General features: G+C 55.0%; 21 protein-coding genes. 14 read left to right on the forward strand and 7 right to left on the reverse strand.

Annotated elements, in window-relative coordinates:
• Positions 1 to 200 precede the first annotated feature (200 nt).
• Positions 201 to 2000: a translation elongation factor 4 gene (lepA, locus tag BUC32_RS15700; RefSeq protein ID WP_073254997.1), complete on the forward strand. Its 1800-nt coding sequence runs from the start codon at positions 201 to 203 to the stop codon at positions 1998 to 2000.
• Between the two features lie 262 nt (positions 2001 to 2262).
• Complete coding sequence (locus BUC32_RS15705) at positions 2263 to 3219, forward strand: tetratricopeptide repeat protein (protein ID WP_139280752.1); 957 nt, start codon at positions 2263 to 2265, stop codon at positions 3217 to 3219.
• 282 nt (positions 3220 to 3501) lie between these two features.
• Here BUC32_RS15705 and BUC32_RS15710 read toward each other — a convergent pair whose 3' ends face one another.
• From BUC32_RS15710 to BUC32_RS15735, 6 genes are all read right to left on the reverse strand, one after another.
• Positions 3502 to 3939, reverse strand: coding sequence for an REP-associated tyrosine transposase (locus tag BUC32_RS15710; protein ID WP_073255003.1), 438 nt, complete (start codon positions 3937 to 3939; stop codon positions 3502 to 3504).
• Positions 3940 to 3991: 52 nt separating this feature from the next.
• On the reverse strand, positions 3992 to 4405 hold the full coding sequence (locus BUC32_RS15715; RefSeq protein ID WP_073255007.1) for a type II toxin-antitoxin system Phd/YefM family antitoxin: 414 nt from the start codon (positions 4403 to 4405) through the stop codon (positions 3992 to 3994).
• A gap of 121 nt (positions 4406 to 4526) precedes the next feature.
• On the reverse strand, positions 4527 to 5996 hold the full coding sequence (locus BUC32_RS15720; protein ID WP_073255010.1) for a 1-acyl-sn-glycerol-3-phosphate acyltransferase: 1470 nt from the start codon (positions 5994 to 5996) through the stop codon (positions 4527 to 4529).
• Positions 5990 to 7456, reverse strand: a complete 1467-nt coding sequence (locus BUC32_RS15725) for an alpha/beta fold hydrolase (protein WP_073255013.1) — start codon at positions 7454 to 7456, stop codon at positions 5990 to 5992. The genes BUC32_RS15720 and BUC32_RS15725 overlap by 7 nt, the downstream gene beginning before the upstream one ends.
• A 483-nt stretch (positions 7457 to 7939) precedes the next feature.
• Positions 7940 to 9403, reverse strand: a complete 1464-nt coding sequence (locus tag BUC32_RS15730) for an aldo/keto reductase (protein ID WP_073255016.1) — start codon at positions 9401 to 9403, stop codon at positions 7940 to 7942.
• Complete coding sequence (locus BUC32_RS15735) at positions 9400 to 10071, reverse strand: GntR family transcriptional regulator (RefSeq protein ID WP_073255019.1); 672 nt, start codon at positions 10069 to 10071, stop codon at positions 9400 to 9402. Before BUC32_RS15735 ends, BUC32_RS15730 begins: the two co-directional genes overlap by 4 nt.
• A gap of 132 nt (positions 10072 to 10203) precedes the next feature.
• On the opposite strand from BUC32_RS15735, the gene BUC32_RS15740 reads away from it, so the two are divergent.
• From BUC32_RS15740 to BUC32_RS15790, 10 genes are all read left to right on the forward strand, one after another.
• Entirely contained in the window at positions 10204 to 10578 is a 375-nt protein-coding gene (locus BUC32_RS15740; protein ID WP_073255022.1) for a TIGR04076 family protein, read from the forward strand.
• Positions 10575 to 11660, forward strand: a complete 1086-nt coding sequence (locus tag BUC32_RS15745) for an aldo/keto reductase (protein WP_073255025.1) — start codon at positions 10575 to 10577, stop codon at positions 11658 to 11660. Before BUC32_RS15740 ends, BUC32_RS15745 begins: the two co-directional genes overlap by 4 nt.
• Positions 11653 to 12426 (forward strand): ABC transporter ATP-binding protein, encoded by a 774-nt coding sequence (locus tag BUC32_RS15750; protein WP_073255028.1) that lies wholly within the window; start codon positions 11653 to 11655, stop codon positions 12424 to 12426. Before BUC32_RS15745 ends, BUC32_RS15750 begins: the two co-directional genes overlap by 8 nt.
• Positions 12419 to 13150: an ABC transporter ATP-binding protein gene (locus BUC32_RS15755; protein ID WP_073255030.1), complete on the forward strand. Its 732-nt coding sequence runs from the start codon at positions 12419 to 12421 to the stop codon at positions 13148 to 13150. The genes BUC32_RS15750 and BUC32_RS15755 overlap by 8 nt, the downstream gene beginning before the upstream one ends.
• Positions 13147 to 14061 (forward strand): branched-chain amino acid ABC transporter permease, encoded by a 915-nt coding sequence (locus BUC32_RS15760; protein WP_073255032.1) that lies wholly within the window; start codon positions 13147 to 13149, stop codon positions 14059 to 14061. Before BUC32_RS15755 ends, BUC32_RS15760 begins: the two co-directional genes overlap by 4 nt.
• Positions 14058 to 15029, forward strand: a complete 972-nt coding sequence (locus BUC32_RS15765) for a branched-chain amino acid ABC transporter permease (protein WP_073255035.1) — start codon at positions 14058 to 14060, stop codon at positions 15027 to 15029. Before BUC32_RS15760 ends, BUC32_RS15765 begins: the two co-directional genes overlap by 4 nt.
• Positions 15030 to 15031: 2 nt before the next feature.
• A complete protein-coding gene (locus BUC32_RS15770) occupies positions 15032 to 16291 on the forward strand; it encodes an ABC transporter substrate-binding protein (RefSeq protein ID WP_073255037.1) in 1260 nt (419 codons plus the stop codon).
• A gap of 619 nt (positions 16292 to 16910) precedes the next feature.
• Entirely contained in the window at positions 16911 to 17387 is a 477-nt protein-coding gene (locus BUC32_RS15780; RefSeq protein WP_073255043.1) for a hypothetical protein, read from the forward strand.
• Complete coding sequence (locus BUC32_RS15785) at positions 17387 to 17749, forward strand: hypothetical protein (RefSeq protein WP_073255046.1); 363 nt, start codon at positions 17387 to 17389, stop codon at positions 17747 to 17749. Before BUC32_RS15780 ends, BUC32_RS15785 begins: the two co-directional genes overlap by 1 nt.
• 32 nt (positions 17750 to 17781) lie before the next feature.
• Positions 17782 to 18243, forward strand: coding sequence for a hypothetical protein (locus BUC32_RS15790; protein ID WP_073255049.1), 462 nt, complete (start codon positions 17782 to 17784; stop codon positions 18241 to 18243).
• Between the two features lie 35 nt (positions 18244 to 18278).
• Here BUC32_RS15790 and BUC32_RS15795 read toward each other — a convergent pair whose 3' ends face one another.
• The gene (locus BUC32_RS15795; protein ID WP_073255052.1) at positions 18279 to 18971 is read right to left on the reverse strand and encodes an IS6 family transposase; all 693 of its coding nucleotides are present in this window, start codon (positions 18969 to 18971) and stop codon (positions 18279 to 18281) included.
• 42 nt (positions 18972 to 19013) lie between these two features.
• Between BUC32_RS15795 and BUC32_RS15800 the strand changes: the two genes are divergently transcribed.
• On the forward strand, positions 19014 to 19613 hold the full coding sequence (locus BUC32_RS15800) for a tetratricopeptide repeat protein (RefSeq protein WP_139280753.1): 600 nt from the start codon (positions 19014 to 19016) through the stop codon (positions 19611 to 19613).
• A 9-nt stretch (positions 19614 to 19622) separates the two neighbouring features.
• Positions 19623 to 19790: a hypothetical protein gene (locus BUC32_RS20690; protein ID WP_175556953.1), complete on the forward strand. Its 168-nt coding sequence runs from the start codon at positions 19623 to 19625 to the stop codon at positions 19788 to 19790.
• Positions 19791 to 19849 lie beyond the last annotated feature (59 nt).

The following is a 19849-nucleotide window of genomic DNA, read 5'->3' on the forward strand; positions in this document are numbered from 1 at the left end:
ATCTCGTGTTAGATCGTATTCCTTCGAGTCCTTCTTTATGGAAAAATAGCAGGCAAAGCTCTGATAAAGACCCGACTGGCAATAATCCGAAGCTGCTCGACAGAAAGATTTAGCGCATTGTCAATTAACTGGTCTGCACCTGATTGGTTTGTGTTCATCTTGCTTGACCAACCTCAATTTCCACTCCATATCCCGCTACCATGACTGACCTGAATAAAATCCGCAATTTCTCCATCGTCGCACATATCGACCACGGGAAATCCACCCTTGCTGACCGCCTCATCCAAGAGACGGGCACGGTCAAGGATCGTGACATGAAAGAGCAGTTGCTCGACTCCATGGATATCGAGCGTGAACGCGGCATTACGATCAAGGCCAACACCGTGCGCATCGACTACAAAGCGGACGATGGCGAGACCTATGTCTTGAACCTGATCGACACCCCCGGTCACGTCGACTTTGCCTATGAAGTCTCCCGCTCCATGCGCGCGGTTGAAGGCTCGCTCTTGGTGGTGGACAGCACCCAAGGCGTCGAGGCGCAGACGCTGGCCAATGTCTATCAGGCGATTGATGCGGACCACGACATCGTGCCCGTCCTGAACAAGATCGACCTGCCCGCGTCCGACTGTGACCGTGTGGCCGAACAGATCGAAGACGTCATCGGCATCGATGCCACCGGCGCCATTCAGGTCTCGGCCAAAACCGGGCAGGGCATCCACGAAACGCTGGAATCCATCGTCAAAGAATTGCCCGCCCCTAAGGGCGACGTCGATGCGCCGCTGAAAGCCATGCTGGTGGATTCATGGTACGACGCCTACCTTGGCGTGATCGTGCTTGTCCGCATCATGGACGGCACCCTGAAAAAGGGCATGAAGGTGCGTTTCATGTCCAACAACACCCTGCATCACGTGGATCGCATCGGTGTGTTCCGTCCCGAGATGGAGATGATCGACGAACTTGGCCCCGGCGAGATCGGCTTCTTGACCGCCTCGATCAAACAGGTGCGTGATACCCGTGTGGGCGACACCATCACCAACGAACGCAATGGCTGCGAGGTCGCGCTCGACGGCTTTAAACCCGCCCAGCCTGTGGTGTTCTGTGGCCTGTTCCCCGTCGACAGTTCAGAATTCGAAGACCTGCGCGAGGCCATCGACAAACTGGCCCTCAACGACGCGTCCTTTTCGTTTGAAATGGAAACATCCGCCGCGCTGGGCTTTGGCTTTCGCTGTGGCTTCCTCGGGCTTTTGCACCTTGAGGTGATCCGCGACCGGATTGAGCGGGAATATGACATCGAACTGATCACCACTGCGCCTTCGGTGATCTACGAAATCCATCTGCGCGACGGCACCATGCTGGAACTGCACAACCCTGCCGACATGCCCGACATGACCCATGTCGAACACCTCCAAGAGCCGCGCATCAAGGCGACCATCCTTGTGCCCGATGAATACCTCGGCGATGTGCTGAAACTCTGTCAGGACCGCCGCGGCATCCAGGAGGACCTGACCTATGCCGGGTCCCGCGCGCTGGTGGTCTATGACCTGCCGCTCAATGAGGTGGTGTTCGACTTTTACGACCGCCTGAAATCGGTGACCAAAGGCTATGCGTCGTTCGACTATCAGATGACCGGATACCGTCAGGACAATCTGGTGAAAATGTCGATCCTTGTGAACGACGAACCTGTGGATGCGCTGTCAACAATGGTGCACCGCGACCGTGCCGAGGCACGTGGCCGCGCGATGGTGGAAAAGCTCAAAGACCTGATCCCCCGCCACATGTTCAAAATCCCGATCCAAGCGGCCATCGGCGGCAAAGTCATCGCCCGCGAAACCCTGTCTGCCATGCGCAAAGACGTGACCGCCAAATGCTACGGCGGCGACGCCTCGCGCAAACGCAAACTGCTGGACAAGCAGAAAAAGGGTAAGAAAAAGATGCGCCAGTTCGGGCAAGTGAATATCCCGCAAGAGGCGTTTATCTCTGCGTTGAAGATGGATGATTGAAGTTTCAATCCTGCCGTAGGGCGGGGTTTCACCCCGCCGCAGCGCGTAGAGCAAATTGCTAACCTCACCCATTGAGTAATTTAGATAATTTTGTTTCCAAAACAGCTAGTTGGATAATGTGTGAGCTTTTCACCAAAAAGCATCTGGATTTTGGAAATATTTCAAGAGGACTGCAAATATTAGCAGAAATGACTCCCTCCTTTCTCAATTTTGGGTAGAGTGCCCAATTGCTAATTAGGTGAACTAGGGATTGGAAACATGATTGCACGACTATTACTACTATGTAGTTTTTCCGCTCATCGTTGCAGTAAGTTCTGGGGTCCTAGTATATCACTACCCACAGTGGATATCAGGCGAAAATGCTTTGATTTACTCACGTGCTGAATTCATAGCCCCATCGATTGATGGTGATGATCATGTATTTCATAACTTAACCGTCAGCAATCGAACCGACAAAGTACAAAACAATGTCGATGTTAGAATTGAGTCCAAGTTCGAACTAGACACGGTCGAAATAGTCCCATCAGATGACAACGCAGGCGATCCGACAATTAGTTGGTCTGAGGACAAAAAAAGCATTGGCCTTTCGATTGCGTCAATGCGTCCAAAAGAAGAGGCAGCGTTTCAGGTTAAGATGCGCCGTTCCGAAGCGGTTTTTGTAGAATATGATGTAAGTTCAGATGAAAGCATCGGTGAACTTGCAGGGCAAGCTTCTGACGCTTCGGTTTGGGATGGCATCTCCAAGGTTTTGCCTGTGCTTTTTGGATTTTTATTGCCAGTTGCTCTAGCAATGTTTTTGTTTCGAAATCGAAGCTCAATTGCGTTGTCTTCTAACAACACAGGCTTTTGTTTGTTACACAGTGGAGAACTGGATGATGCGTCGCAAATTTTTGAAACAAAGATAGCAAAAAGTGGCGGTGGGGTTTTTGAACTGACAAACTATGCTTGTTGTTTGGCATTGAAGGGAGAACTGGAGAAAGCCAAACGCTATTTGTCAGCTGCGCGGCTTTTGGGTGGAAGCAAGAAACATGATAACGTTACATTGGCCGAATTGATAATTAGCTGGAAAGAAAAAGATGTTCCATCTGCAATGAACAGGCTAACCGAATTTCGGGAACAGCGAAGGGTGATATTTTTCTCACCATACAAAAGCTACAGACATTCAATGCTGTTGGCAGAAATTGAGGCAGATTTAGCCGGAAACTCGCCAAAGGTGTAGCAATCCGTAGGGTGCGCGCTCACACGCACCATTCTCCCACCCACCCCGCCGGCGGGGTAAAACCCCGCCCTACGTCAAATCCATTCCCGGCGTGAATCTCTCATCCCAATGCACCGATGAATACGGCCAATCCTCGGCGCGCGTGACGTAACCGTGCTTGACCGGGTTCAACCAACAATATCGCAAATGTGCGGTGAAATCGGCCTCACCCCGTATGTTGGGCTCCGCCCGTTCGGCCCTCAAACCATCCCCCGGATGGTTTGCCGCTTCGCGAACCGGGGCTCACTCCCAAAACCGCCGTTGCCAGATTGCCTGTTCCCGCTTGTTTTTCCGTAGACCGGGCTTTAGCCCGGCAAACCGCCCTTTGGTGATGACGGGAAACTCTGTCGGATAAGGCGGGGGATCCGGGCTGAAGCCCGGTCTACGGTTGGTATTTGTCGTTGCGTATTGCGCACGCACCGCCCGTGTGAACCGTGCCTTGATTGCACCCCACCGCGTTCCATACTCCCGATCACCCTTTGGCAATCGCCAAATGCAATGCAAATGGTCCGGCAAAACCACCCACGCCTTGATCTCAAACGGGCGTTCGGCGCGTGTGATGCGAACCGCATCGCGCAGGGTTTTGATCTCCCGCACCAACAGATCGCTTTGTCGGTTGGCAAGGGTCACTGTAAAGAACACCGGGACACCGCTCACCTTGGGGCGTCGATAATTGGACATGCCCCCGATCTGCGCCCATGTTGGTTAAGACCTCGTAAACGCGGGGCTGAGCTTATCTCGTCGATCGCCACCAAAACCACCGCCGCCAGCCTTTCCGCACCGTCACCTCAACCTCACCACCTTCCACCGGCTCCAATCCTCCGGTCGCCAAAATCCCGCGTTCTGCGGCACGGGTCATTTGCACCTTTTGCATTTGCAACGCGGCTTCGCGCGGGGTCACCGGATCGCCGTTCAGGCCCGGAACAAATCCGCGCAACAGGCAGGGTCCCGAACGCCCGCTTAGCGGGTTCTTAACCCCGTGTTCCTCGATCTCCTGCAGATCCCAGATCCGGGTCACCTCGGCGATCGAAACGATGGCCGCGACGGGTTTGTCGTGACGGGTCAGAAGGATGGTCTCGCGCGGGTCCTGCACACGGGTGCAAAGCTGTCCAAGACGGGATCTCGCGGCGCTGATCGGCAATCGCATGGGCTCACTTTCGGTTTGTACAAAATGGATATTTGCCCGAAAAGTTTTGTACAAAACGGTTAAAACCCGCTTTTGGCGGCGTGCGCAGGCCTGTGGCTTTGGGTCACGAGGGGGCGGAGTTTCAGCTCGCGCCGGGCTCGCGAACGGTCAGAATGCTGCGCAAATGTTCGGCGCTGTCATCCTGATCCAGATGGTGCGAAATCGTGCGGGCGTAATACTCAAGCAGGGGCCTTTGGTCGGGGTTGATGCGGTAGGTGTCGCCGTCTTTCAGCAGCACGTTGCGTGCCAGCAAAACGTCGAGACCCTGTTGGTGCACCTGCCGATCGTCCATGTCATCCGTCGCCAATGGCGCATTGCGTGTGCCAAGCACATCGATCAGATCCAATACGCCCTTCTGAAAGTCTTTTCTGGTCAATGTCTTAGCGTCGGATGAGGTCACAACCTGCGCCACCAAAGAGACCGGCAAAACCGGGATGATATCGCTGATTTCCTGAATGATGGTCTCGGCCATGGGGGCCACCATGGCTTTGCGACTGATGTCATCAAGCCCCTCAACGGTTTCGCCGCGCTGTGCCAACCACTCTTTGGCCGATAGGGCCGGGCCAAAACTGACGGCGGCTTGCCCAAACCGCTGTCGCTTGATTTTTAACAGGCGGGCGATCACTCCGAACGAATGCATCAGCGTGCTCTTTACGGTGTAAAGTCTTGATTTCTTTGTAAATCCCTGATCCTGATGTGCCAGCAATGTCATGTCTTCGGGGACCCGATCATAATTGAACGCGACAGGAATGAAGACGATATCTGTTGTGTTGTCAGTGCCAAGCCCGGCCAGAATGTAGCGCATGAGGCCCAGCTTGACAGGTTGGATCGCACCATCGCGGCTCAGCCCGCCTTCGAGGAAAATGCCCTGCGGCATGTGCGCGCCAATCATCATGTGGACGTAGCGGGCCAAAACGGTTTTGTACAACCGCCCCTGAGAATCCCGACGGATGATGTAGCAACCGCTCATCTGCATGATCCTGTTGACCGGCCACACTGACGCCCATTCGCCTGCAGCAAAGGAAATCATACTGGTGCGCGCCGCCAGATAGCTCAGAACCGCGACGTCCAGATTTGAGCGGTGGTTGCCGACCAAAACGATGCTGGCGTCTTCGGGAATGTCGGTGAATGCTTCCGGTGGCGGCTGTCGTACGATCTGGATATCGTACATCGACCGTAGCCAACGACGCGCCAGCCAATACCCGATGTGAAAGTAAAACAACGCAAAGAACGAGGGCATCAGCTCGTCAATATAGGTGAGCGTCTCTTTTTCGGCGGCTTCGCGTCCTTGGTCTCTGCTGGCGGTATCAATCGCAGCTTGGACTTCTGTGTCGTTGAACAGGCGCTCCATCAACACCCGTCTAGGAACCTGCAGGACCTTTGGCAGTGGTCGCGTGAGGGTCGTGCGCAGCCGTGCCTTTAGATCGCGTTCGCGGCGCAACAAGGCCCTGCGCACCAGCGGATCAATGACGTATGCCTTCGCTCCTAACACGCCCAGGACAAGAACAGGGATCGCGGCCCAAAGGGGCAGGGTGATCGGCTGGTTCAACACTTACGCGTGCCCTGAGCAGCAATGTCATCGAAAATCGCGCGTAATCTATCAAGCGGGCGTGCATCTCGTCCCAGCCGCAGGGGCACGGTAAAGTGGCCGCAAGGCCAGTCAAAACGGTTTTCGGCTGGCAATCCCCACTTGTCCTGCAGTCTTTGACCGGATGCGTAATGCGTTACGCGGTCGTGACGGCCAAGGATGCTCACGATCCGTTCGGGTGGCATGACGGGCATTCCGGGTGGGTCCAGCTTGTCGAGCCAGTCTTTTTGCATCTCTTTTCGCCAGCCCAGCTTGGCTAAGGGTTCATGCAATCCCCAAATGTCTGAAAGATCACTGTCCGTGGCAACGTCGCCCACATGTTCGCAGTGTGTCATCAAAAACAGAGCGTCAGGTTGCAATTGTTCCGGCCAGTCGTGGGCGCGAATGGACGCCATCTGAGCAGACTGCGCGCCAAGGCTGCTGCCTCCAAAGGCCACAGGCCCTGTGCTGGTTTTACGTGCCCAGTCCATGAGCACAGCCCATTCCTGATGTTGTGCGGTGAAATAGTCGAACTCACCCAGTGGGGCACGTGACAGAAATTTCTCGCCTCCATAGTAACCATCCGGAACTCTGCGACCGTGCCATGGGCCTTCGGGGCGGATCACGCGAATGCCGCGTCGGGGCATCATCGCAATCGGGTCAACAAGATTACGCCAGTGATCGAATTCCACGCAAATACCATGGCCAAATATCAGGGTTGGAGGATTCTCAACACCGACAGGTTCATGTACCCGCGCAAAAACGTCATCTCCCAAATGGGCTGCAGGTGACTTGAACCGAATCCAGTAATCCCTGCCCGAAGACGTCGGCACACTGCGTGATTGCGCGACAAGAGGCATGGTGTGAGGAGGCGCGAACAGCTTTTCGAAATCAGCCCCTTCGGCACCATATGTTGCCTCAAACTCCTCCGGTGTTGCAAAGCTTGGATATACAGTTGTCGCAAGCCAATGCCTGAGATAGGTAAAGTGCCGCCTTGTAGAGTTGAACCGGCTTCGGGCATGAAGGCGGGCCTCTTCAAGGGACGTAAGATGCTGTTCTGAAACATCATTTCCGCCAAAAAAGTTTTCACGCCAAAAGAATTCCACACTGTTGATATTGGCTCTTTCACGTTCAAAAATTCGCAATGCTCTTCGCAGTCTGCTGTGGTTTCTGATGTCACGTGTCAGCGGGCCTGCTGCGGCGAAAGCCTCGACTTCGCCATTCGCCGCACGGGCCGCAGCCCAAAGTCTTGAGAACGGAAAAAACAATCGCTTGAGGCTTTTGAGGATCAGCCAATCCAACCATGGGCGGGCCAAGACTTCACCGACCGGAGAAGCCATGATGCGTTGCGCAATATTCATCTCGCGTCGGGCAATCGGAGTTGCCAAGAAAGTTTCCGCCGCAAGGGGGGCGTTGTCCGAAGAGCCGGTCAGAGAATCTGTCATGCTTGCTGTTGTCCCTCTACCCTGATCATCCGCGCGATCTGCTTTTCAAATTGCTTGCCGTCTAAAGCCCGTTTCTTGCAGGGTTCGGTGCTTTGCAACTCGCCAAATCATGCAGGGGCGGCACTTTCTTAAACCCGTCGCCCGTTTGCCTTTCATACTTCTTAATCTGTTGGATGGGGATATGACACAGATCAAAGCCAATGATCTTGAATGCCTATCTTTTTTTGTAAAACTAGGGGTTCTGTTTCCTCAGGCAGGTCGCTGACTGTCAGCGATGGCTATATTCGAGAGCGTGAAACGGAGGCCTGTCCGGCGTTTCCCCGTGAGCTTCAATGGTGTTTCTGATGTGAATATGGGCAAGCAAACCTTCAGACAGCACTTAAAGAGGCAACTCCAGGTAACTATCAGATATGAAAGCACCTGTTGCCCGCATGATCGCAGTTTCGTCGACACGATCGACCACGGGCAACAGTTTTTGGAAAGTCAGCGCAAAATTGCCTCTGCTTCAATCTCGACTTTGTAATCCCCGATCAATTGCGCGACCACAACCAACGTGTTGGCGGGTTTGATGGCACCAAAAATACGACCGTGCGCTTTGGAAACTGCCAATACATCGTCTGCGTCCGTTAAATAAATTCGCGTGCGCACCACGTCTTTGGCATCTGCGCCAAGCGCGGAAAGCGCTGCCAGGATTTTGTCGATGATATATGTGGTCTGGGCACCGGCATCTTGGGATGCCACAGCCCGGTCTGTCCCTGCGGTTGCGGTTGTGCCTGAGACGAGGATGCGATCTCCGATCTTCTGAGCGCGGCAATAGCCTGCGATGTCTTCCCATTCTGATCCCGACATAACCCGCGTCGCGCCATCCCGATGTGGCACGGCGGTCTTTTCACAGGCCAGTGGCATCGTATCCAAATGATGGCTCAAGTCGCCCGAAGCGGTCAGAAACGGCGGCTTGCGATATTCATCGCCGCAATCACCGGGCAACGGATTGGTTGTGGCAAAGGCAGCGTCCAGGCGCTCGTGATCCTCATTGTCCAGAGCAAAGGAAAACAGTCGCGCATTGTCCGCCATATGTTCGCTTTCGCCCAGACGTGCGCCAATGATCACCCCGGCCACGCCGGTCTGTTCCAGAACCCACCGGGTCGCCACATTGGCAATTGACATATCGTGCTTGCGTGCAATCTCGTTCGCGGCGGTCAGAATGCCCTGATATGGCGCCCAGCCGCCAGCAGTGTCGATGAACCGCTTGTACTTCATTTTGGACCAGTCGCTGATTTCGTCCGGTTCCGGCTGTCCCAGCCAGCGTTCTGACAGGAACCCGCCGCAAAGTGTGCCATAACCCAGCAGACGCACCGGGCTTGCCGAGCACAACTCAGCCAATGGCCCTGCCGCGCGTCGATCGAGCAGCGAAAATGGTACCTGATTGGTTCGCAAAGGTACGCCATCCGCAAGCGCCAGATGTAAATGCGCCGCGTCGAAATTGGTCACGCCGATCTCTCCGATCAGCCCCTCCTGGCGCAGTTTCTCCAGTTCGTGCAACGCGTCGAGCCACGCCGGATGTTCAAAGCTCCACCAATGAAATTGCAGCAAATCCACCCGTGCCACACCAAGCCGATCCAGCCGATCCATGACGCCCGCGCGCACCACCTCTGATGTCATCGGGCCCGGTGCGGGGCACCATTTTGTAAAGGCTATCGGGCGAGTGCCCTTGTTGTCGTAGCGCCCCAGCAATTGGCCTGTGATGATCTCGGATGTGCCGTAGTGGTCGGCCATGTCAAAAGTGCTGAACCCGGCACGGACGTATTCCTGCAACGCATCCGCGCCCTTTTCCGGATCGATGATGTCGCCATTTTTTTCGATGTCCGCCACCTGCCAAAGGCCGGTGATTACCCGGGTGATCTCAAGCCTGTCGCCAAGCCGGTAATGCTCTGGACGGGCGTTCATACGGCGCCCCCATCGGATGCGCCGGGAACCATGATGCGGAAACTCCGTTCAATATCAGCAGTCAGTGCAGCAAAGGCCGCTTCGCGGTCTTCCTGTCGCAACGCTTCGATAAGCTGATAGTGATGTTCGTGCTCTTCCACCTCGGAGGCCTCCTGTTGATGGATGATCAGGTTCAAATAGGCCCCGTACTGCAGCCAAAGCGCCTCAACCAATGGCAACAATACATCCGACCCACTTTTGCGGTATAGCGTAAAATGAAAGTCATAGTTCTGCTGTAAATCCGGAAGCGGGCTGTCTGCCAATGAGGGTTTTTTCAGGATATCTTCCATCTGTGTCAGAGTTTCACCGTCCATCCGGTGCATCGCCTGATCCAAAATGATCCCTTCCAACGCAAGTCGCGCGGCCTTGAGGTCCTGCATCCGGTTCTTGTCAAAAGGTGGCACTTGCAAGGTACGGCTTGGCGTGTCGATCAACGCACCCTCAGCCACCAAGCGGCGCACGGCTTCGCGCACCGGGGTCATTGAAGTTCCCAGCTGATCGGCCAGCCCGCGCAGGTTCACCGTATCGCCCGGAGCAAACTCGCCGCGTGTGAAGGCATCCCGCAACGCGAAATAGACGTTTTCACGCAGTTTTGATTGTTCAATTTTTGCAATTTTCGGGCCGGTCATGTGGGTTTCTATTCCAGATTTTTCTGCCACGACATTAGCCGCAGGAGTCTGATTGACAAGGCATATGTATCATACATACGATAAAATATCACAGATCACAGTGCGGCGACCTTCAACCCGCCGAGGAGACTTATGCAAGATAACGACAAGGGGTTCTGGCTCTACGATCTAAAGGTCGAAACCGTGCTGGATGAGCGCGCACCCGTGTGCCGTCATATCGAAGGGGAAAGCTTTCAGGTTGAGGGCGAAGCGCTCGTGTTTGCGCAAGGCACCAAAGTCTCCATGTACGCGCTTGCTGCATTGTTGCCTTTGTTGCCCGCCAAACAACGCGAAACGGCCGAGTACGACTGGATGTCCAGCGATGCTGAGGTTGCTTGCCCCGATCCCCATTGTGGGGGGAGGTTTCGGGTAACACGTACCGACAGGCGCTGGTTTTCCCATGCAGAAACAACGGGTTTGCCTGAAAATCGTGGCACGCCTTACTGGCAACGGGATGACAATACATGACAAAAGTTGAAACTTGTGATGTTCGCCCCGGACATACCATCTCTCGGGTGATCAAGGGCTGCTGGCAACTGGCAGGCGATCATGGCCCAGTCGAACGCGAGGCTGCCATCCGCGACATGGAAGCGTTTCTAGACGCTGGAATCACCACCTATGATTGTGCCGATATCTACACAGGTGTCGAGGAAATGATTGGCGACTTTATCGGTGATGTTCGCCGCCGCCGGGGGGCTTCGGTTGCGAACAAGGTTTGCGTGCATACCAAACTGGTGCCTGATCTGAGTCGCCTGCCTGATCTACGCGCTGATGAGGTTGAGGCCATTGTCGACCGCTCACTCAAGCGGCTTCAGGTCGAACAGCTTGATCTGGTGCAGTTCTTTTGGTGGGATTTGTCCATCGGCAACGCAGTGGCATCGCTTGAGGTGTTGAAGCGTTGCCAAGACAAAGGTAAAATTGCCAACCTAGGTGTTAACAACTGGGATCGGGCAGAAATCGCCCCCTTTGTTGAGGCGGGCTTTGATGTCGCTTCAACGCAGGTGCAGTATTCCGTTCTGGACCGTCGCCCGGCCAACGGGCTGAGCGAATGGGCCAGCGATCACAATATGCAGCTTGTCTGCTATGGCACGCTCGCGGGGGGGTTCCTGACTGACAACTGGTTTGGCAAACCTGATCCGGGGTTTGAGTTTGAAAACCGGTCTTTGGTAAAATACCGTTTGATCATTGACGAATTTGGCCCGTGGGACAGGTTTCAGTTGCTGCTTGGTGCGCTAAAGGACGTGGGCGATCGTCATGGTGTGTCCATCGCAACCATCGCCAGCCGCTGGGTGCTGGATCAGCCGCAAGTCGCCGCAGCCATCGTTGGCGCGCGTTATGCCAGTCATCTGCCCAAAACGCTGGATGTGTTCAACGTTTCGCTGGACCGAGAGGATTATGACCGTATCGGCGCGGTTCTGGCGCAGTCCGATGGGCCAGACGGTCTGGTTTATGGTTTGGAGCGCGACCGCACAGGGCGGCATGGGCGGATCATGAAGTACAACCTGAACACCCGTCCCGATGATCAAATTCTTGGCAACGCGAATGACTGAGCCGATCCTTCAGACCCGAGGGCTCAGCCGGGATTTTGGTCCGTTTCGTGCGGTCGATGATCTGTCTCTGACGATCCAAAAGGGCTCAATCACCGGGTTAATCGGCCCCAATGGTGCGGGTAAGTCCACCTGTTTCAACCTGCTGACAGGCATGCTCGCCCCAACGGCGGGGCAGATTATGCTGAACGGTCAGGACGTGACCCGCCAGCGGCCCGATCAGTTGTTTTCTGCAGGTCTGGGCCGAACCTTCCAAATCCCACGTCCTTTCTCGCGGATGTCGGTGCTGGAAAACGTCATGCTGGCGCCGCTGAACCAGACCGGCGAACGCATTGTCGGGCCTTTTCTGCGCCGAGCCCGTGTGCACGACGAAGAGGCCCGTATTCGTGCGCGTGCGCTTGAGGTGCTGGATTTTGTCACGCTGGCCCCGCTGGCGGACCACCCCGCCGGGCAAATCTCGGGTGGGCAGATGAAGCTTTTGGAACTGGCAAGGGTGCTGATGGGGGATCCTGAGCTGATCCTGCTGGATGAACCTGCCGCAGGTGTGAACCCAACTCTGACCGGCATCCTGATCGGTAAAATCGAAGAGTTGAACCGGCAGGGAAAGACTTTTGTCATCATCGAACACGACATGGACTTTGTGATGCAACACTGCGATCCGGTGATTGCTCTGGCTGAAGGGCGTAAAGTCTTTGAAGGCACTGCGGCGCAGGCGCAGGCCGATCCGGTGTTGCTTGACGCTTATCTGGGGGCGATGGCCCATGGTTGATATTGCACTAACGGCTAATAACGTAGTCGCTGGGTATGTGCCCGACTTGCCAATCCTCAAAGACGTGAGCATGCAGGCCCGGCGCGAAGCCGTGACAGTGATCATTGGGCCTAATGGAGCCGGAAAATCCACATTGATTAAGGCCATAGCCGGACTGCTCCCGGTCAGCGCCGGAACGATCACCCATGGTGATCGAGACATCACGCACATGCGCCCCGATCTGTTGACCGGACAGGGGATTTCTTATGTGCCGCAGATGGATAACATTTTCCGCACGCTGACAATCCGCCAGAACCTTGATCTGGCCTTGCGCAAAGTCGGGCGTGATGCGCCTGCGCGACTGGACGATCTTTACGCCCGTTTTCCTGTGTTGGCCGACAAACGCAATGACAAGGCCGGGGCCCTGTCCGGTGGGCAGCGACAGTTTTTGGCGGTCGCCATGGCGTTGGCCACGGCCCCAAAGCTGATCCTGATGGATGAGCCCTCTGCCGGGCTTTCTCCTAAGGCCGCTCAGGAAGTTCTGGAATGCGCCCGCGGGCTGACTGATCAGGGCGTGACGATCCTGCTGGTGGAGCAAAACGTCAATCAGGCTCTGCGCATGGCCGACCATTGCTACATTCTTGCCGAAGGGTGCAATCAGGTTGATGGGTCGGCAGCAGATATGTTGAACGATCCCATAGTGGGCGAGATTTATCTCGGTGCCAAACGGATGAGGGCATCATGATCCAGAACCTTGTTGATGGTGTGCTTGTTGGGTCGGTCCTGTCGTTGGGGGCGGTCGGGTTGACCATGGTCATGCATATGTTGCGCTTTGCCAATTTCAGCCATGCTGAGTTGCTGTCGATCGGTGCCTATTCGGCGCTGGTGTTTGATGCGCTTTTTTCGGCCATGATGCCGCCCCTTACGGCGGCCATCGGTCCGTTGTCGATGACATGGGCGCTGGCGCTGTCGGTTGTCTTTTCGCTGGTCATCACGGGGCTTTCGGCACTGTTGATCGATCGGTTGGTGTTCAAGCGAGTGCGCGAAAAGGGGTCTGAGTTGTCGATGGTCTTTGCCTCATTTGGGGTGGCGATGATCATTCGTAACGTGGTCGGGCTGATCTTTGGGCTGGGAACACATCTTTATTCCAAGGACATTGTCTTTGCCGTTGTCCTAAGCCGTGACCCGTTGCTTTTGGTCAAACCCGATCAGGTGTTCACTTTGGTGGCAGCGCTGTTGATCATGCTGATCATGCATTTCGTGCTATCGCGGACAACGCTGGGCTATTCCCTGCGTGCCGTCGCCGAAAACCCGACGCTGGCACAGGTCAATGGCATCCGGCTAAGCCATATGATCGCGCTGGTCTGGCTTGTGGGCGGCGGATTGGCTGCTGTGGCGGGGATCTTCTATGGGCTGTCCAATCAGATCAGCCCAATGATCGGCCGCGATCTGGTCTTGCCGATTTTTGCGGCCACCATCGTTGGTGGCATCGGCAGCATTTATGGCGCCGTCCTAGGCGGGTTCATCGTCGGAATTTCGGCCAGTCTGGCCTTGGCGATCCTGCCGTCGGGCTATAGCCCGTCGATGCCATTTCTGATTATCCTCGCGGTTTTGTTGATCCGCCCCAACGGGTTATTCGGAGAAGAGCAAACATGATCGGTCTCCTTTCATACGCGGTGTTCTTCACCACTGTTGCCTCCATTCTGGCCATCGCTGTGCTGGGGCTGAACTTGCAATGGGGCAATACAGGCCTGTTCAATGGCGGTGTTGTCGCGTTCTTTGGGGCAGGGGCCTATGGCACGTTGATCCTTGGCAGCGCGGCCCAGCCAGACCAGTTCGGTGGGTTCAATCTGTTCTACCCGGCGGCCCTCATCGGCGGCATGGTGGTCGCCGGTTTGCTGGCCTGGGTGGTCGGTATACTGACCCTGCGATTGCGCCATGATTATCTGGCCATTGCGACCTTTGGCATTGCCGTAACTTTTGAAAATATCATGCGCAATGCGGAGTGGTTGTCTGGAGGAGCCAAGGGTATTCGCGGCTTTGAACAGCCTCTGCGCGACGCGTTCGGCGGAGGGTTGGCCTATAACGCGGCCTTTTTGGCCTTTGTGGTTGCTGCCCTGATCGCGGTTTATCAGTTTTTGCAGCATCTTGTCAGCTCGCCGTTCGGGCGGCTGTTGCGCGCCATCCGCGAGGACGAAGGCGCGGCCCGGTCTCTGGGCAAAGCTCCCTCCCGTGTGCGACTTACAGCCTTCATCACCGGATCAGTGATCATGGGGCTTTCCGGCGGGCTTTATGCCACATTCTATGCGTTCGTCAGCCCGCAGGATGTGCTGCCCACGCTGACGTTCCAAATCTGGGCCATGCTGATCGTCGGCGGGGCGGGCAATAATCGTGGCGCGGTGCTGGGTGCATTCCTGATTTGGGGCGCCTGGACTGCCAGCGGCTGGTCGTTGTCCCGATTTGCCCCCATCGAAGCCCAGCTTTACACCGGATCGATCCAGTACATCCTGATCGGGTCCGTCATTGTCGGCATGTTGCTCTGGAGGCCCCAGGGCCTGTTCCCCGAGCGGCTTGTCGTCTCACAATCGGGGAAACCCGGTGCAACAAAAAAACAGGGAGTTTGAAAATGAAAATGGGATCGAAACATATTACTGGACTGGCGCTTGGCCTGACAGTCAGCGCTTTTGGCAGCGCGGCCATGGCCAGCGATTGCACCACCAAGATCGGAACGGTCCTGCCGACCTCTGTCGACTGGGGCCGCCCGATCGCTGAAACAGCAGGGTTTGCAGTTGAGCAAGTCAACGAAGCCGGTGGCGTTCAGGGCTGCGAGATCGAAATGGTTCTGCGGGACAGTCAGGTTGATCCCAAAGTCGGTGTAGACGCTGCCAAAGCTCTGGTTGATCTGGATGGCGTTCAGGTTTTGATCGGTGCGGTGTCCAGCGGTGTATCGATGCCGATCCTGACATCAGTTACCGTGCCTGCGGGTGTCGCGCAATTCTCGTGCTGCTCGTCGTCCGGGGCCTTCACAACGTTGGCCGAAGAAGGCGGCACCAATGGTCTGTGGTTCCGCACCTTCGCCACCTCTGGCGTTCAGGCCGCCGTTGGTGCCAAGGTTGCCAAAGATCAGGGCTATGGCTCGATCGCGATTCTTTACAAGAACGACGACTGGGGTCAGGACATTTCCAAACTGATCGCCGAAGATCTGGTCGATATGGGCATCACAGTGACCGCCTCTGTTGCGATAAATGATGGCCAGCCATCCTATCGCGCCGAAGTGACCGAAGCGCTCGGTGGCCAGCCCGAAGCCATCTATATGGCGCTGTATCCCAATGAAGGCGCATCGGTTGTTCGCGAATGGTTGTCCTTGGGTGGTACGCAGAACATGGTTATGGCCAATTCGCTGAAATCAGACGAGTTCCGCGACAATGTCGGCCTGCAGTATCTGGGCAACGCACTTGGCACTGACACGGCCTCACCGCGCGTGGCTTCGGCTGATGCGTTTGTGGCGAGCTATAAGGAACGGTTTGAGTCCGAACCCAATGGCCCGGGCCTGTCCAACAGCTATGATGCGACCATGATTGCCTTGTTGGCGATGGAAGCCGCTGGCAAAGATGCCACCGGTGCCGAAATTGCCGCAAGTGTCAGCCGCGTGACTGACCCAGCTGGAACCCCAGTTTCAGCAGACGCCGCAGGTTTTGCCGCAGCTCGCGAGGCGCTCACCGCAGGTGGATCGGTGATGTATCAAGGCGCAACTGGCAACGTGCGGTTTGACGCCAATGGTGACGTTTCCGCCCCTGCCGTTGTCTGGAGCTTCACCGAAACCGGCACGCAGGAAAAGCAATATGTCACTCTGCAAGAAGTCGATGCCCTGATGATGGGTGACTAAGTCTGACAAAAATACCCGGTCCGGAACCTGCTATCCGGGCCGGGGTTCAAACATATCCGCAACGCGACCCCAAATCGTCAGATGAATGACAAAGCAGGCCGATTGCAGTTGCTGTCCGTCGTCACGCATTGGCCAACGCAGTAGCATCCCCGATCGGCCTGACGTTCTGGAGGACATGAGCGCAACCGCACAAAATGCGGCGACGACCAGCTCAAACGTCGGAATTACAACATCGAACTGTTCGGCATGCCATCGCAATCAGGCTTATTGGTCTTGCCGCGCTTGCATTCCGGTCTTTCAACTCATTTAGGCGGCCACTCTCATTGAATGCACGCATTCAACTGCCGTGCAGTGCTTAGCATTGCAAGCTTAGGTGGTGTTGTTCTTGGGTATGAGCCAGGAGCACCATATCATCGTGTTGATGCTTCTGAACCCTTTATAACGTCGAAACTCGCCTGAATATCTTATCTCCTTCATAGAAAACATTGCTCGGAAGAGACCGGACCTAAGCCACGACAAGATAAATGCAAGTTACTTGATTTATTTTTAGGTTTCAGACGCTGTGGCGAATATTCAAAAAATTTTCTTATCAACAAAGATTATATTTGGGGGATCAGTCATGACCATTTTCACGCTTTCGGGGTTTACGATTTTTTATGAGGACATTGGGGGCAACGACGAACAGGTCGATGGACAGCCTGTCACACTTCGGGTTGTGACCGAAGACTCAGAAACGTTCTTTTCTTACTCTTTGACCGGCGTCTCGGATGGTGGGCTTAGTGTGGTTGATATCACAGCCAACGTGCTGGGACTGATTGCGAATGCGGTAAGTGGCGATAGTTCAGGTTCTGGCCTGGAGTTTTACATCGGCGAACTTACATGGGGCTCGGGAAACCAGACCACCATCCTAAACATTTGGTCCGACACTGGAGGTGGTACTTCGGTCGAGCACGTGATTGCGATTGATGGAGACCCTCTGCCCGCCGTGAACTCTTTGGCTGATTTGACCAGTGTGACGGGTCCATCACAGCGGTTACTGGTGCGCCTTCGACAGGCCCATTTGCGCCGGGTCAGAACATTGCTTGGTCAAGCTTGATGGGTGCCACTGTTGAGAACGATAATCTGATCGAAGGCACTACGGACAATGACACGCTTGATGGTACAGATGGAAACGATATCAATGATCCCCTGACCAATGATTGGGAAGACATCATCAACGGCTCGTCTGGCAATGATTTGTTGGTATTTTCCGAGGTCGACTCGTCCAGTTTCTATACCATTATTTACGAAGACATGGATGCGGGTATTACCGTCAATCTTGATGCAGAGTATGGTATTGCGGAAGTTGACAAGGGCTTGAACGGGACGGACACGCTGGTTGATTTCCATGACGCAATTGGCTGGAATACTGGCGGCCAGGGCGGTTGGATCGGCGGAACCAGTCACGATGATGTATAAACGTCAGCAATGGCAACAGCACATGGCTTGGTGTGTCTGGTGGCCATGGCGACGACACTTTCAATATCGGTGGTGATGGCATTGTACGCATCAGCTTCCGTTACAATGGCTTTGAAAGCACCTTTGAAAATGCCACATTGGGGGCTGTCGTTGACCTTTCAACCGGCACTGTATCGAACGATGGATTTGGTGGGCAGGATACCATCACTGTGATAGGGTCCTCGGCCCGCGTTGAGATTGAAGGCACGCGCATCAATGACTCAATTACCGGCAGCAGCCGCGACGAGCGTTTTATCCTTCATCAAGGTGATGACACTCTGGATGCTGGTGATGGTTGGGACATGATCCGCTATGATCGATCAGGTGTCGGGAGCGTAAATATCAACCTCGCGACTGGCCAAGCCTTTGGTATTTGGGAAGGTCAAGGATTTAACCATTCGATCTCCGGTGTGGAAGAAATCCGAGGATCTCGTGAAGCGGCTTTGTCACGTTAACCCAGACGAACCAAATAAGCCGCCGCAATCCGAGATTAGGTCGCCACAATCTCACGCCATTCAGCAAATGCGTTAGCACGCATTTGACGGAAAGTTGAGCGAGAGATCAGATGGCGTTGCAGAGTGAATTGGTTGTAGATTGCGTCGTGGACGGACAGAAACCGTTGCATCGATCCGGGTGACTTGAACCGGCCCATTCGGCGTTCTCGTCGACGCGTCGGTTGATGTGAAACTTCCGCCCGATTGTTCAATCGACCGCCTGTGACATGAAGATGCTTCAGGCCAAGATCCCGAAGTGCCGCAGAATATGAACCCAACTTGTCGGTGACAATCATATCCGGAATGTACCCCTGCTTTTTCAGGAGTTTTCGCATAAGTTTAAGGGCTGAACGCTTGTTTCGGCGAGATTGAGCGAGGACTTCAAGAACCTCTCCTTCATCGTCTACGGCTCGCCACAAATAGGTTCGTTTGCCACCAATGCGAACAAAGACCTCATCAAGATGCCAGGTTCCTGAAGGTTGAACTCTGCGGGATCTGACGTTAGCGGAAATCGCCGGACCGAATTTTAAAATCCATCGGCGGATCGTTTCATAGCTGACATCGATCCCTCGTTCTGCCAGCATTTCCTCGACGTCCCGAAAGCTCAGCGGAAAGCGAAAGTAGAGCCAGACGGCCCGTTGAATTATTGTCGGTGGAAAGCGGTGGCGTGCGTAAGATATCTTTATCATTCAACCACAACTATCCGTCGCAAAGCTGATCGTCGAGTTAATGTGTCAGTGCCTAAATTCGCGTTGGACATTGCCCGGAAAGGGGCCGCGCTGGACAACAACGATGTCTATATTCAGGACCAACTTGGATATGCCTATTTGAGCGCCCAATTGTGGGACGAAGCAAATGTGCAGTTCGAAAAGACTTTGTCGCGCATCGTTAACGAAGCAGAGTCCATGGCGTGGTGCGGTTATGGGTTCTTGCTGCTGTCTCGTCATGAAAAAGCACATGAAGTTGTCATCGAAGCAATGCGGCTTGATCCGCTCCATCCCCCGTCTCTGGATTGGATTCTTGGGCAGGTGTATTTTTTCCTTGGCCGGTATGAGGATTCTGTTGGAAAACTGATCGGTGAGGCGCATTTAAATTCTTTGGCAGGTGCGATTCTCGTTGCAGCGTATGCGCATTCCGAACGGCAAGGTGAGGCTGAAACTGCATTGGTGTCCTTTGTTCAACGCCGCAGAGCTGAGCTTGAAAGTCGTGGCATAGCGGCGGGCGCTAACACTATCGCGGAACTCGCCGGGGGTTTCAGAGCGATGTGGCGCAATCCCGAAGACTGGGGGCTCCTCGCGTCTGGATTGCGCCAAGCTGGCCTACCAGACTAAGCGCCACACGTGTTTTCGATTGCAGCGGCAGGCAGCTTCGTCCGCATCGCGGTCATCCGCCCCGCGGAGATGCTGCAAGATGCACGAATGGCTGGTTTGGTGAAGCTGCATTGCAGCGCCATCGTTCCCGGTGAAAGGCAGGATTGGGCCGAAAGCGCCAACTGGGCAGGTTTGTAAGAAGGTCTGGAAAGTCCCGCGTAGTGTGAATCCGACCTTCGCAGAATTTGCAGTTGCAG

Origin of the sequence: Shimia gijangensis (genome assembly GCF_900142085.1) — a bacterium.
GTDB lineage: Bacteria > Pseudomonadota > Alphaproteobacteria > Rhodobacterales > Rhodobacteraceae > Shimia > Shimia gijangensis.